Origin of the sequence: Citrobacter sp. Cpo103 (genome assembly GCF_030332605.1) — a bacterium.
Classification (GTDB): domain Bacteria; phylum Pseudomonadota; class Gammaproteobacteria; order Enterobacterales; family Enterobacteriaceae; genus Citrobacter; species Citrobacter portucalensis.
In genome coordinates, this window is the sequence record NZ_JAOWHO010000032.1 from 227,651 (window position 1) to 241,010 (window position 13,360).

Here is a 13,360-nt window from a genome sequence, read left to right on the forward strand (position 1 = left end):
CAACATTTGGTGATTAACATTTATGCAATTTATTCAAACTTTCTAAATTAATGCTGCATATCTGAGCGATTAATACCATGAACGTTAAAGCGCACAGCGTAAAATGCCAGCTTCAGCCATAAGTAGCGCAAAAAAAGTTTCAAGCAAATATAAAAAAAGGCAATGGAATATGTCACAGAATCGTTAACAGTCAGTGGGAAGTGGTGCACAATTTTTGCAGATAAAATGAAGGTCAAACATGGGGTCGGAAAAACAAAAAATACGCCCTGCCAGCGCTTTGCCTGTAGGCCGGATAAAGCGCTTGCGCCGCCATCCGGCAGTGTCTGTTATAGCGTGATGTTTTGCCTGATGGCGCTTCGCCTGTAGGCCGGATAAGGCGCTTGCGCCGCATCCGGCAATGTCTGTTATAGCGTGATGTTTTGCCTGATAGCGCTTCGCCTGTAGGCCGGATAAGGCGCTTGCGCCGCATCCGGCAATGTCTGTTATAGCGTGATGTTTTGCCTGATGGCGCTTCGCTTATCAGGCCTACAAAAGCCACAAATGCAAAAAGCCCGCTCAGAGAGCGGGCTTTTTAAATTTGGTCGGTGATAGAGGATTCGAACCTCCGACCCCTTCGTCCCGAACGAAGTGCGCTACCAGGCTGCGCCAATCACCGAATGCGGGGCGCATCTTACTGCTCAGCTGCGCGCCCGTCAATCCCTTAGTATCAAAATGCCATTTGATCGGTGAGAAAGTCAGCAGCTCAGTTACTGGGCTGTAGCCTTATTCGCGTCCGGGATACGGCACCAGTTGTTATTCTCGTTAATACCACCATTTGGCGAGGTATAACCGAGGCAACCCAAAATGGTGTCGTACAGTTCAACATGACGACGCGGCACCTTCATATCAGCTTCTTGCTTAAGGTGTGCAAACGCCTTCGCATGGTCGGGGTCTTCCAGATACTTGTCAGACATCCACACCATCATAGGAACGCGGAACTGCTCAGGTGGCGCCATTTTACGCGGCGTACCGTGCAGGTGCTCGCGCTCGTTAATCGACTCACCGTGATCGGCGGCGTAGAACACGATCGCTTTCTTATCGCGTAATTGATCAAACACTTTGGTAATAAAGTGATCAACATAGGTTACCGAGTTATCGAATGAGTTGATCATCTGGGCCTTCGAGCAGCCACTATCAACATTGACACATTCCGGCTTCCACTGCGCATATTCGCGGGTGTAGCGCTGGGTGTAGTTAAAATGCGAGCCCTTAGTATGCAGAATAATCAGATGCTTGCCACCATCTTCATTATTTTGTAGAGACTGCTGCATCTCGGTAATCAACAGCATATCGTCAACGTTCTTGCCACGGTTGCGCGGCTCTGCGCCAATCTGCTCACGATAGGCGATGTTCTCCGCCATGGTGTTACTGTAGAACCACATCTCGCTTTGCATCGCGTAAAGATCGGTCTTGAACCCGAACTGGCCGAGCACGGAGAAGACGTTTTGTTCTTTCAGAGTACGCTGCGGGTTTTCTTCTGCCCCACCCTCACGCACGAACATACAACGCAGCGAAAGTTTTGTTGCCGTATCACAGGAATATCCACGGAAGGCGGCCAGATTTTTCTCCTGGGCGAGCCTTGGCGTGGTATTACGCTCATAGCCAAAAATCCCCATATGATCCCAGCGGGTCGTTTCGCCGATAATAAAGACCACATAGGTGTCGTCGAGGTTTTTGGGGGCAACATAGGTAAACTTCTTCGCCGGGTTCATCAACGATTTGTTGTCTGAGGATTCATCCACCTGTGCCCAGGCGTACAGACCCAGCGCGGAGAGCCAGTTTGACGGCAGATAGGAATTCGCCACTACCCCGCCATAGCTGGGTAAATCGATTCCCGTTGCTCGCTCAACGCTTCTCTGTTGCATGCTCAGCAGGCGAATCGGCGCCCATACCATCAAGCCAGCCAACAATACCACCGCCACGCTACGCCATCTCATGCCAGGCGTACGGATCTGTTTCATCAGGGTATAGCGGCAGCGATTACTCCAAATCAGAACCAACGGTAAAATGCTGACCGAAACCAGCCACACGACAAAATGCCAGCCAACAACTTCTTTCGATAAATCAATATCCGTGGTCATTACGGAGGCAATAATACCGTAACCAATTACCACATTCAGGAAGGTCATGTAATAGCTGGCACCGGCAGAACACAGCACCACTAAGGTTGTCAGGACACGCCAGGCGCGCCGACCAAATAAAGAGAGAAGCCGTAGTAAAAAGAAGGTTACCAGCACAGTGCCGGCTAATTCAACAACCGCAGAGAGTCCTTTCCAGACGGTAAACTCGTGTGCATATCCGCTAAAGCGCCGGAAAAATACAGCACAGTTCATAAACAAACCGATATAGATTGCCAGCAGGAAACTGAGTTTCTGCTGCGTCATCGACTTAATGTATCTCATGCAAACAAACCCTGGGAATCGGGATAAAAACACCCTGTGCAGTAGTCAAACAGACCAGGCAGGGGAAAATGCGACAACAGCAGAGGTGAAATGTCTACGGGCGCGGGTAAGTAGACCACAGGAGGGTGAAAAAGTGCTTATGGAGAATGCAAATGGCGCATATATTTTTGTAAATATATGCGCCAGGTATTAATCAGACTACTAATAGGTTTAGGCGTGCGCCTCGGTATATACGCTACGCTGTGGCTGGCGGATGGTGGTGGAGAGTGCCAGTGAGATAATTAACAGCGCAAAGATAACGCAGAAGGTCACATAGAAACCGCCGAACAGCGAGGCGATAATGGAACCACAAATGCTGCCGATACCGAAACCTAAGTAAATGACACCGTAGTTTTTAGCCAGGTTGTTCAAACCGAAGAACTCGCTCACCAGTGACGGGAACACGGTGATGGTACCGCCAAAGTTAAATGCTACACAGGCAATCGCCGCAAAGAAGGTCACATCATTCAGCGGGGCGAACAGCAGTGCCGCCATACCGACCAGCGAAACGACCTGCCCAATGGTGATAACGCGAATACGAGAGATTTTGTCGGACAGAATCCCCAGAACCAGACGACCGGACAGGTTAGCGATAGAAATGACGGTGACCGCATTTGCCGCCGTTGCCACATCCATATGCGCCAGGCTTTGTGCAATATCTTTCGCCACGCCAATCACATACAGCCCACTCATACACGCCGTCAGGAACATCACTGCCAGCATCCAGTACTGCGGTTTACGCATGGACTGCGCCAGGGTGTAGTCATTCTCAACCACGCCATTTTTCGTTTTCACTTCCTGATTCGGCGCGTCTTTCATCAGCGTGGAGCCAAATACGATCATCACCAGCACAATCGCGCCCCAAATCATGAAGGTTTTTTCCAGACCCACAGTGCTCAACAGTTGGCTGTCGATGAATTTAAAACCGAGGCTGCCAAGACCGTAAGAACCGATGGCAAAGGCGGAAATCAGCCCTTTACGCTCAGGGAACCATTTTACACAGTTGGAAAGTGTTAACAGGTAGCCTGCTCCATCCGCCAGACCGACCAATACACCGGCGCTCAGCCACAGCATAATCAGGCTGTCAGAGTGGGCGGTTAAGAAGAAGCCGACACCCAGTAAAATACCGGAGGCCATGGTGACGCGTTTCACGCCAAAACGTTCCTGCAGTTTCCCGGCGACGGAAGAAGAAATTGCCAGCCCGAGGCTCAGCAGGCCAAAGGAAAAGGCAACCTGACTCACTGGCGCATCAAGCTTAGAAGAGAGCGCACCGTTAAACAGGCTCCAGGTATAAACAGAACCTAAAGCAAATTGAGTAATGATGGTGCCGATCAGTGTCAGCCAGCGGGTACGCTGATAATCAGAAGTTTTCATGGCAGTCTTCCTGCATAAACAAAATGGGAAATTCTCTGCCAACAACCATACCGAAGCGCTTTTATGAGCAGGAGAAAACGGCATGAAATGCCGCCAGGACGGAATGAAATGCCTGGAATGTGGAATGAATGACGAGACAAAAAGTCGGGTTACTGAATTTTATCGCATGAGTTAGTACACGCTATCGCTGGAGTGCGTGTGATTGTTGATCTCAACATGTAATCAAGATGTTTATGTGCTGATTACTTACGTTAAAATTTGGCGCTCACTCCCATGGTGTACATATAGTCGCTGTTGTTGGTGCTGTTTTCAGCCTGCGAAAGCGCTGCGTAAGCCGCCATGTGCGGGTTCAACAGCATATCCGCACCGACGGTGACATCCACCCAGTTACCGTCCTGACCCGCTGCTGACATGCGGCTGAGACCCGACTGCGCCTTCCAGATATTCTCGCCAAACTGCTGGTTATAGCTGATTTGCGCCCACGGTCGCACATCACCGAACTGCGAATTGACTCGCCAGCCCAACGAGCTCACGCTGGCATGCCACAGCGGATCGTTCTGCGTTACCGAAGTCGCGCTGTCGCCAAATTCGTTGTAAGTAGATGTGGTTGAACCGTCATAATGCAGTGCGGCAACCGGACCGGTCGTTACCTGCCTGGACAGCGGGAAGTTCCAGCCCATACTCATGCCGCTGGTCGCATCCATAGGCGTCTCATCCGCAAGATTCACCACGGGACCCGCCACGTTCTGAGTGGAACGAATACGTTCTTCCAGAATGTCGTTATAACGTGGTTGGTGATCGCTGTCCCATGTATAACGTTCAGCCGTATGCCCTGACATAGCATCAACGATATATTCTTGTTGCCAGCCATATGCTGTATTGATGGACAGCGCACAAACTACGACGCTCGCCAGAGTTAACCTTTGGCGACCACTACTGTTTCTTATAATCATCAACGCGACTCCAGAAAAGAGCCGAATTCGGCGATATTATTGTCATTGTGTGAAGGATATCGGGCCCATCAGGCCCTGTATTAAATATTGTCTTTTTAGCTGGCGCGTCAAGGCGGGCCGAATGAAATTTTTACGCCAGTAAAAACAGCGAGGAAGAATATGCAGCGTTGCGGATGGGTCAGCCAGGATCCACTTTACATTGCCTACCACGACAAGGAATGGGGCGTCCCTGAAACTGATGGTAATAAACTGTTCGAAATGATCTGCCTGGAAGGTCAGCAGGCCGGGTTATCGTGGATTACCGTACTCAAGAAACGGGAAAATTATCGCCACGCTTTCCACCATTTTGATCCAGAAAAAGTGGCGGCCATGACCGAAGAGGATGTGGAAAGGCTGGTACTGGATGCCGGCATTATTCGTCATCGCGGAAAAATTCAGGCCATTATCGGCAACGCTCGCGCTTTTCTGACGATGGCGCAAAACGGAGAGTCGTTTAGCGAATTCGTCTGGTCATTTGTTGATAACCAACCGCAAGTGACTCGCGCCGCCAACCTGAGTGATATTCCCACCTCCACGCCTGCGTCAGACGCGCTGTCTAAAGCGTTAAAAAAACGCGGATTTAAGTTTGTCGGTACCACCATTTGTTACTCCTTTATGCAGGCGTGCGGCCTGGTCAACGACCATGTCACCAGCTGCATCTGTTATCCGGGAGAACAACATGATTCGTGAATCCAAGGCTGAAGATCTGCCGTCAATTCTGGCGCTGTGGATGGAAAGCACAATCCATGCCCATCCGTTTATCGAAGAGCGCTACTGGCGCGAAAGTGAATCCGTGGTGCGGGATGTTTATCTGCCAGCCGCGCAAACCTGGGTTTGGGAAGAAGAAGGCGAGCTCAAAGGCTTTGCCAGCGTGATTGATGACCGCTTTCTCGGCGCGCTGTTTGTCGCACCTGCCGCCATCAGAAGCGGGATCGGCAAAGCGCTGGTGCAGCATGTCCAGCAGCGCTTTTCGATACTCAGCCTTGAGGTCTACCAGAAGAATCAATCAGCGGTGAACTTCTACCATGCGCTGGGTTTTCGCATTGAAGACGGCGCATGGCAGGAAGAGACTCACCACCCCACGTGGATTATGGGCTGGCAGGCGGATCAAACGCCGTAAGCGCCAACATTGGTCCGCTATATTTTTCAAGCCACGCCAGCGCAGTATTGCCCGCGCAGCCATTCCCCAACTTCGAACTGGGGAGATCTTTGGTCAGCACGTTGACGGCGCCATTTTTACAAATACCGTTCACTGCGAGATCCAAATCAGGCCACGCGCCTTCATGAATACAGATGACGCCGGGTTTAATACCCGCCGTCACCACCGCGCCCGCCAGAACTTGCCCGCGCTGGTTCCACACCCTGACCGTATCGCCATCCGCAATGCCGCGCGCGTGGGCGTCCTGCGGATGAATCGTTATCGGCTCACGATCCGCTACCGCGTACTGCTCACGTAGCGCACTGTAGTTAAGCTGACTATGCAAACGGTGCGCCGGATGGGCGGAAAGCAGCTGTAGCTGGTCCGGTTCGGCGTTACCGAACCACTCATCCGGCTCCAGCCACATCGGGTGCCCCCCGCAGTCCGCGTAACCGTAACCTGCAATCCTCGCGGAGTAGATTTCAATTTTTCCGCTGTCCGTTTTCAGCGGATGCGCCTGCGGGTCGCGGCGAAAATCCGCAAAACGGATAAACTGTGCGCTGGCGGCGTTTTCCGGCATTTCGATCAGGGCGTTGCGCTGCCAAAACTCGGCGAAAGGCGGCAATGTCACCTGCTGACTGGCCCCACGTTGCCCGGCAATATTGTAAAAAGTCTCCAGCCACGCCAGTTCGCTTTTACCTTCGGTGAACCGTTCATATCCGCCCTTTTCCCAGCGCTCACTCAGCTCGGCAAAGACATCAAAATCATTTCGCGCTTCGTCCTGCGGCGGTACGACCTGCTTCATCGGCACCAGGTGCTGGTTGCTGTAATCGCCGGTCATGGTCAAATCATTACGCTCAAAGGAGGTGGTTGCTGGCAGCACGATATCGGCATGCTTTGCTGCTGCGGTCCAGAAACACTCCGAGATGACCACCAGCTCCGGTTTTTGCCAGGCGCGAATTAAACGGTTAGTGTCCTGATGATGGGTGAAGTTAGCGCCACCCGCCCACCACAACATGCGAATGTCCGGGAAATGACGGTCCATGCCGTTGTGCTGGTAAAAACCACCGGGGTTCTCCAGCGCTTCAACAATTCGTGCCACCGGAATTTTATCTACCGCGTCGGTGCCGCCTTTAACGCTGCCCTGCATTGAAGCCAGTACCGCAGCCCGGCGCGTTGGGTTGCCGCCGTTGGCAAAATGGTACGACAGCCCAAAACCGCCGCCTGGCGTCCCGATTTGTCCGAGCATGGCGGCCAGGGTGACAATCATCCAGTGTTTCTGCTCGCCATACTGTTGGCGCTGCATGCCCCATCCGGCCATCAGCATGGTGGTATTTTGGTGAAATATCGCCGCAAGTTCGCGTATCTTCGCCGCCGGAATGCCACAAATCTCTGCCGCCCATTCTGCCGTTTTTGCAACATCATCAGATTTACCCAGCAGATAGTCGGCAAAACGGTCATATCCGGTAGTACACCGAGCGAGAAAGTCCTCATCATGCCAGCCGTTTTCCACCAGCGTATGTGCGATGCCCAGCATCAGCGCTACGTCGGTCCCCATATGCGGGGCAATCCATTCCATCTTATCGCCAAAGAAATCGACGCTTTCCGATCGCATCGGATCGATACAGATCAACCGTTTACCGCTGTCGCGCAATGCCTCAAAGTACGCGAGGCCCTGCTCATCGGACGCGTTCCAGGCAATCTTGAGAGTGTTGAGCGGATTGGCGCTCCACAACACCACCACTTCGCTGTGCTCCAGCACCACCGGCCAGCTGGTTTGCTGCTGGTAAACTTCGTTCCCGCCCACCACGTACGGCATGATCGCCTGCGCAGCCCCCGTCGAGTAATCCCCCAGATGCCCGGTATAACCGCCCGCCAGCGCCATATAACGCTGTAACAGGGTCGCCGCTTTGTGTAACACGCCGTTGGAACGCCAGCCGTACGAACCGGCAAAAATTGAGGCCGGGCCGTAGCTGTCACGGATGCGTTTATGCTGCGTATGGATAAGATTCAGCGCGTCGTCCCAACTGACGCGAACAAACTCATCCTGCCCACGTACGCCCTGTGGGTTCTCCGGCGAGGCGAGAAACCCTTTACGCACCATCGGAAAACGTACCCGCGTTTTACTGTGAACCTGGTCGCGCACCACGGTTTGCAAAGAGTTGGGATGAGCGGTGGGCAGCGCGCCACGCGAGGAGAAAACCGTCTCACCATCAGTGTCGACGAGGATTGGTCCCCAGTGGGCGGCGGTTAACACCGAGTAATGTGCGGGTGAATTAGCCAAGATGGCGCTCCTGAATGCGATGTGACGGCTTATTTATTATGCCGTTCAATGTTACTTACAAATTTCAGAGTCTTCCCTGGAATTTTCTTCATGTTCACACGTCATAATCAACCGCCACGGTCGCTGTGGCAAAGAAGAAAAAGTCATTAAGGAATTAAGATGAAGAAACGTGTATTTGTTATTGCTGCCATCGTGAGCGGCGCCCTGGCGGTTTCTGGCTGCACAACAAACCCTTACACCGGCGAACGCGAAGCGGGTAAATCCGGCATTGGCGCAGGTATTGGCTCTCTGGTCGGCGCGGGCATTGGCGCACTCTCTTCTTCGAAGAAAGATCGCGGCAAAGGCGCACTGATTGGCGCAGCGGCTGGCGCGGCCGTTGGCGGTGGTATCGGCTATTACATGGACGTGCAGGAAGCGAAACTGCGCGAAAAAATGCAGGGAACGGGCGTCAGCGTGACGCGCAGTGGCGATAACATCATTCTGAACATGCCAAACAACGTCACCTTCGACAGCAGCAGTGCCAACCTGAAGCCTGCGGGTGCTAACACCCTGACCGGCGTGGCGATGGTACTGAAAGAGTATAATAAAACCGCCGTCAACGTGCTGGGCTTCACCGACAACACCGGTAGCCAGGATCTGAATATGCGTCTGTCGCAGCAGCGCGCAGACTCCGTTGCCAGCGCCTTGATCACTCAAGGGGTCGCAGCTAACCGCATCCGCACTCAGGGTATGGGCCCGGCAAATCCAATCGCCAGCAACAGCACAGCGGAAGGTAAAGCGCAAAACCGCCGCGTAGAAATTACCTTAAGCCCGATCCAGTAACGTTTTGTGCCGGATGGAGACAGTCCGCGTCCATCCGGCATGAAGCACTTGCCATCGTTGATTTTCGCGTTAAGGTGTTGTCACCAAATTCAGGGAAATCAGCGATGAGCAAATCAACACGGGCAACCATCAGCGATGTGGCGAAAGCTGCAAAAACCGGCAAGACCAGCATTTCACGTTATCTCAACGGTGAAAAGCACCTGCTTTCCGACGCGCTGCTGGCCCGCATTGAACAAGCCATTGCCGATCTCGACTACCGTCCCAGCCTGATGGCAAGAGGCCTGAAACACGGTCGTACCCGCCTGATTGGCCTGATCATCGCCGATATTACTAATCCCTACTCCGTCAACGTGCTAAGTGGTATTGAAGCCGCCTGCCGCGATAAAGGCTTTACTCCGCTGGTGTGTAACACCAACAACGAAGTGGATCAGGAACTGCATTATCTCGACCTGCTGCGCAGCTACCAGGTCGAAGGGATTGTGGTCAACGCCGTCGGGATGCGCGAAGAGGGGCTGAACCGCCTGCAACAGTCTGCGCTGCCGATGGTACTGATTGACCGTAAAATTCCCGATTTCGCCTGTGATATGGTCGGGCTGGATAACACCCAGGCGGCAACGGTTGCCACCGAACATCTGGTCGAACAAGGTTTTGAAGCCATCCTGTTCCTCAGCGAACCACTCGGCATGGTGAATACCCGCCGCGAACGCCTGAGCGCTTTTCGCACCACGCTCGCGCAATACCCCGGTGTTATCGCGCAAAATGCCGAAGTCCCGCTCACGGACAATACGCAACTGGACGACACCCTGCGCCAGTTTCACCAGCAGCATCGTGGCATGCGCAAAGCCGTTATCTCTGCCAACGGTGCCCTCACGCTACAAGTAGCCCGCGCCCTGAAACGCATTGGCCTCAACTGGGGGAGCGACATTGGCTTACTCGGCTTTGACGAACTGGAATGGGCAGAGCTGGCGGGCGTTGGTATTACCACGTTGAAACAACCCACCTGGCAGATTGGTTACACCGCCGTTGAGCAGGTTGTGCGCCGGATTGATGGCGGCTCCGCTGCCATTCAGGAACAGGTCTTCTCCGGCGAGCTGATCGTGCGAGGCTCTACCGCCCGTTAAATTACCTTCGTGATGGTGATCATAAATTCGACATCATGGGCTTTTCTTTGGAACCGGTTCCATCTAGCGTTATAACAAGAACGCTAGTTTGGAGTTTCCATGAAAAGAAAAATTATGGTGGTCACCGCCGCTTACGGCCACGACCAGGTACGGGCCGCAGGCGGGCAAACGGCAATGCTGCCCATCATCGCTGAAGCCGGTGCTGACGGCGTCGAAATCCGCCGCGAGCTATTAACCGACGCCGAGCTGAAGACACTGTCAACGATGGCTTCTGCGATCGAAATCTTCGGCCTGCTGGCCTGTTACTCAGCGCCTGAACCGTTGTTCCTTGAGGATGGTAACCTCAACCCCCGTCTTCCAGAACTACTTGAGGAAGCGCAGGCCTTGCAGGCACTGTGGTTAAAAGTCTCCCTCGGCCATTTTTCCCATACCGAACAGTTCGACGTTCTACGCCAATGGCTGGACAACAGCGGAATGGAGCTGGTTGTCGAGAACGATCAGACCGACTGCGGACGCCTGCAGCCAATGCAGCGCTTTAACGAAGCCTGTCAGGCGCAAAACCTGCCGATATCTCTGACCTTCGATATGGGCAACTGGCTGTGGGTGGGCGACTCCCCAGAAGAAGCAGCACAAAACCTGGCGTCAACCGTTGGCTATATCCATGTCAAAGCCGCAGTTGCATATCACGACAGCTACCGCGCCGTACCGCCTGATGAAGCCGATCCGCGCTGGCTGGCGCTGCTAAAAACGCTGCCCAACGATGTCCCACGCGGCATTGAGTTCCCCCTGGAAGGGCAGGATTTGGTGGCGGTTACCCGCCGCTACGTTGAGCTGTTACGCGAGGAGTAACGCATGAAAAATTCACTGGATGTGGTCACTATTGGTGAAGCGATGGCGATGTTTGTCGCCACGCAAACCGGCGAACTGGCGGATGTGGAGCAGTTTATCAAGCGCGTTGCAGGCGCTGAGCTTAACGTAGCGACCGGTCTTGCTCGTCTGGGCCTGAAGGTCGGTTGGGTGAGCCGCGTTGGCAACGACAGCTTTGGCCGTTTTATCGTTAAGTCGCTGGAAAAAGAAGGGATTGATGCGCAGGGAGTCACCCAGGACGGGCGTTACGCTACCGGCTTTCAGCTTAAATCTAAGGTTGAAAATGGAACCGATCCCATTGTGGAATATTTCCGTAAAGGTTCCGCTGCCAGCCACCTCAGCATTGAAGATTATCACGAGGCCTATTTCGCCAGCGCGCGCCACCTGCACCTGAGCGGCGTAGCAGCAGCACTTTCTGCCAGCTCTTATGAACTACTGGCGCATACCGCCCGCACCATGAAGGCCCAGGGGAAGACCATCTCGTTCGACCCGAACTTGCGCCCGGTATTGTGGAAAAGCGAAGCCGAAATGGTGGAAAAACTGAACCGCCTGGCATTTCAGGCAGACTGGGTTTTACCAGGGTTAAAAGAGGGCATGATTTTAACCGGTCAGCAAACGCCTGAAGCCATCGCCGACTTTTATCTGCGCCATGGCGTGAAGGCCGTGATCGTGAAAACCGGGGCTGATGGCGCCTGGTACAAAACCGCCAGCGGCGAACAAGGCTGCGTGGCACCGGTAAAAGTCGACAATGTGGTCGATACGGTCGGCGCAGGAGATGGCTTTGCCGTAGGCGTTATTAGCGCCCTGCTGGAAGGCCGCTCGCTGCATCAGGCGGTGACCCGCGGCAATAAAATTGGCGCACTGGCCATTCAGGTTCAGGGCGACAGCGAAGGATTACCCACACGTGAACAATTAGGGGAATAAACTCCCGGCCAACTCTGTACCCTACATACAGAGGCGGCGTATCAGCATAACCAGAGGGCAGTCTATGAATAGCTCAACTAATGCAGCAAAACGCTGGTGGTACATCATGCCAATCGTGTTTATCACGTATAGCCTGGCGTACCTTGACCGCGCGAACTTCAGCTTCGCCTCCGCCGCCGGTATCAACGAGGACCTCGGCATTACCAAGGGGATCTCTTCCCTGCTGGGCGCACTGTTTTTCCTCGGCTATTTCTTCTTTCAGATCCCGGGCGCAATTTACGCTGAACGCCGCAGCGTACGAAAACTGATTTTTGTCTGTCTGATCCTCTGGGGCGCATGCGCGTCGTTAACCGGCATGGTCAGCAATATTCCAATGCTTGCCGCCATCCGCTTTATTCTTGGCGTCGTTGAAGCCGCCGTGATGCCGGCAATGCTGATTTATATCAGCAACTGGTTTACGAAATCTGAACGCTCGCGCGCAAACACTTTCCTGATCCTCGGTAATCCGGTCACCGTCCTGTGGATGTCCGTGGTTTCCGGTTACCTGATTCAGGCGCTGGGCTGGCGGGAAATGTTCATCATCGAGGGCTTCCCGGCCATCATCTGGGCGTTCTGCTGGTGGGTGCTGGTAAAAGACAAACCGTCTCAGGTCGGTTGGCTGTCAGAATCTGAAAAAGCCGCCCTTCAGGCACAACTGGAAAAAGAGCAGCAAGGCATCAAAGCCGTACGTAACTATAGCGAGGCTTTCCGCTCACGTAACGTCATCCTGCTGTGTATGCAGTATTTCGCCTGGAGTATTGGCGTCTATGGTTTTGTCCTGTGGCTGCCGTCGATTATCCGCAACGGCGGCGCAAACCTGGGGATGGTGGAAGTTGGTTGGCTGTCATCCGTACCGTATCTGGCGGCAACGGCGGCGATGATCCTCGTTTCCTGGGCGTCCGATAAGCTGCAAAACCGTAAGCTGTTTGTCTGGCCACTGTTACTGATCGCGGCGTTCGCGTTTATCGGCTCCTGGGCCGTGGGCGCAGACCACTTCTGGATTTCTTACACGCTGTTGGTTATTGCAGGCGCGGCAATGTATGCCCCCTACGGTCCCTTCTTCGCCATCATCCCGGAAATGCTGCCGCGCAACGTCGCCGGCGGGGCCATGGCGCTGATTAACAGCATGGGCGCGCTAGGCTCATTCTTTGGTTCATGGTTTGTCGGCTACCTCAATGGCGCAACCGGCAGCCCGTCCGCCTCGTACATTTTTATGGGGGTAGCGCTTTTTGTCTCAGTATGGCTAACTCTAATTGTTAAGCCTGCTAATAATTCCCAAATTCCGGTTGGCGCACGCCACGCTTAAATTTTAACTTACG

The 13,360-nt window shown here is 53.7% G+C and carries 11 protein-coding genes and 1 tRNA gene; 7 read left to right on the forward strand and 5 right to left on the reverse strand.

The features are described 5' to 3' along the window. Positions 1 to 578: 578 nt before the first annotated feature. From OGX89_RS13725 to OGX89_RS13740, 4 genes are all read right to left on the reverse strand, one after another. Positions 579 to 655, reverse strand: a tRNA-Pro gene (locus OGX89_RS13725). 91 nt (positions 656 to 746) lie between these two features. Then, complete coding sequence (eptB, locus tag OGX89_RS13730) at positions 747 to 2,441, reverse strand: kdo(2)-lipid A phosphoethanolamine 7''-transferase (protein ID WP_286560639.1); 1,695 nt, start codon at positions 2,439 to 2,441, stop codon at positions 747 to 749. A 210-nt stretch (positions 2,442 to 2,651) separates the two neighbouring features. Then, positions 2,652 to 3,854 carry an L-lactate MFS transporter gene (locus tag OGX89_RS13735; RefSeq protein ID WP_063941883.1) on the reverse strand — a complete coding sequence of 401 codons (1,203 nt, stop codon included), beginning with the start codon at positions 3,852 to 3,854 and terminating at the stop codon, positions 2,652 to 2,654. Positions 3,855 to 4,105: 251 nt separating this feature from the next. After that, on the reverse strand, positions 4,106 to 4,807 hold the full coding sequence (locus OGX89_RS13740; protein ID WP_003827405.1) for an autotransporter outer membrane beta-barrel domain-containing protein: 702 nt from the start codon (positions 4,805 to 4,807) through the stop codon (positions 4,106 to 4,108). A 159-nt stretch (positions 4,808 to 4,966) separates the two neighbouring features. Here OGX89_RS13740 and tag point away from each other — a divergent pair, with 159 nt between their 5' ends. Together tag and OGX89_RS13750 are read left to right on the forward strand one after the other, a co-directional pair. Then, positions 4,967 to 5,536 carry a DNA-3-methyladenine glycosylase I gene (gene tag, locus OGX89_RS13745; protein ID WP_003827403.1) on the forward strand — a complete coding sequence of 190 codons (570 nt, stop codon included), beginning with the start codon at positions 4,967 to 4,969 and terminating at the stop codon, positions 5,534 to 5,536. Then, positions 5,526 to 5,966, forward strand: a complete 441-nt coding sequence (locus tag OGX89_RS13750) for an N-acetyltransferase (protein ID WP_003827401.1) — start codon at positions 5,526 to 5,528, stop codon at positions 5,964 to 5,966. The genes tag and OGX89_RS13750 overlap by 11 nt, the downstream gene beginning before the upstream one ends. Here OGX89_RS13750 and OGX89_RS13755 read toward each other — a convergent pair. Further along, positions 5,935 to 8,268, reverse strand: coding sequence for a molybdopterin guanine dinucleotide-containing S/N-oxide reductase (locus tag OGX89_RS13755; RefSeq protein ID WP_126956455.1), 2,334 nt, complete (start codon positions 8,266 to 8,268; stop codon positions 5,935 to 5,937). The two genes, OGX89_RS13750 and OGX89_RS13755, sit on opposite strands and share 32 nt — an antisense overlap. A 159-nt stretch (positions 8,269 to 8,427) precedes the next feature. Between OGX89_RS13755 and OGX89_RS13760 the strand changes: the two genes are divergently transcribed. From OGX89_RS13760 to OGX89_RS13780, 5 genes are all read left to right on the forward strand, one after another. Then, positions 8,428 to 9,090: an OmpA family lipoprotein gene (locus OGX89_RS13760; protein WP_126956457.1), complete on the forward strand. Its 663-nt coding sequence runs from the start codon at positions 8,428 to 8,430 to the stop codon at positions 9,088 to 9,090. 104 nt (positions 9,091 to 9,194) lie between these two features. Then, positions 9,195 to 10,211: a LacI family DNA-binding transcriptional regulator gene (locus OGX89_RS13765; protein ID WP_100271779.1), complete on the forward strand. Its 1,017-nt coding sequence runs from the start codon at positions 9,195 to 9,197 to the stop codon at positions 10,209 to 10,211. 99 nt (positions 10,212 to 10,310) lie between these two features. After that, positions 10,311 to 11,060 carry a sugar phosphate isomerase/epimerase family protein gene (locus tag OGX89_RS13770; RefSeq protein WP_126956459.1) on the forward strand — a complete coding sequence of 250 codons (750 nt, stop codon included), beginning with the start codon at positions 10,311 to 10,313 and terminating at the stop codon, positions 11,058 to 11,060. A 3-nt stretch (positions 11,061 to 11,063) separates the two neighbouring features. Beyond that, positions 11,064 to 12,002: a sugar kinase gene (locus tag OGX89_RS13775; RefSeq protein ID WP_071446719.1), complete on the forward strand. Its 939-nt coding sequence runs from the start codon at positions 11,064 to 11,066 to the stop codon at positions 12,000 to 12,002. A gap of 64 nt (positions 12,003 to 12,066) precedes the next feature. Further along, entirely contained in the window at positions 12,067 to 13,347 is a 1,281-nt protein-coding gene (locus OGX89_RS13780) for an MFS transporter (RefSeq protein ID WP_048215328.1), read from the forward strand. Positions 13,348 to 13,360: the final 13 nt, after the last annotated feature.

Bases quoted from the DNA above. Each gene is read 5' to 3' on its own strand.
- eptB (WP_286560639.1), bottom strand. From the start codon at position 2,441: ATGAGATACATTAAGTCGATGACGCAGCAGAAACTCAGTTTCCTGCTG.
- OGX89_RS13735 (WP_063941883.1), bottom strand. From the start codon at position 3,854: ATGAAAACTTCTGATTATCAGCGTACCCGCTGGCTGACACTGATCGGC.
- OGX89_RS13740 (WP_003827405.1), bottom strand. From the start codon at position 4,807: ATGATTATAAGAAACAGTAGTGGTCGCCAAAGGTTAACTCTGGCGAGC.
- tag (WP_003827403.1), top strand. From the start codon at position 4,967: ATGCAGCGTTGCGGATGGGTCAGCCAGGATCCACTTTACATTGCCTAC.
- OGX89_RS13750 (WP_003827401.1), top strand. From the start codon at position 5,526: ATGATTCGTGAATCCAAGGCTGAAGATCTGCCGTCAATTCTGGCGCTG.
- OGX89_RS13760 (WP_126956457.1), top strand. From the start codon at position 8,428: ATGAAGAAACGTGTATTTGTTATTGCTGCCATCGTGAGCGGCGCCCTG.
- OGX89_RS13765 (WP_100271779.1), top strand. From the start codon at position 9,195: ATGAGCAAATCAACACGGGCAACCATCAGCGATGTGGCGAAAGCTGCA.
- OGX89_RS13770 (WP_126956459.1), top strand. From the start codon at position 10,311: ATGAAAAGAAAAATTATGGTGGTCACCGCCGCTTACGGCCACGACCAG.
- OGX89_RS13775 (WP_071446719.1), top strand. From the start codon at position 11,064: ATGAAAAATTCACTGGATGTGGTCACTATTGGTGAAGCGATGGCGATG.
- OGX89_RS13780 (WP_048215328.1), top strand. From the start codon at position 12,067: ATGAATAGCTCAACTAATGCAGCAAAACGCTGGTGGTACATCATGCCA.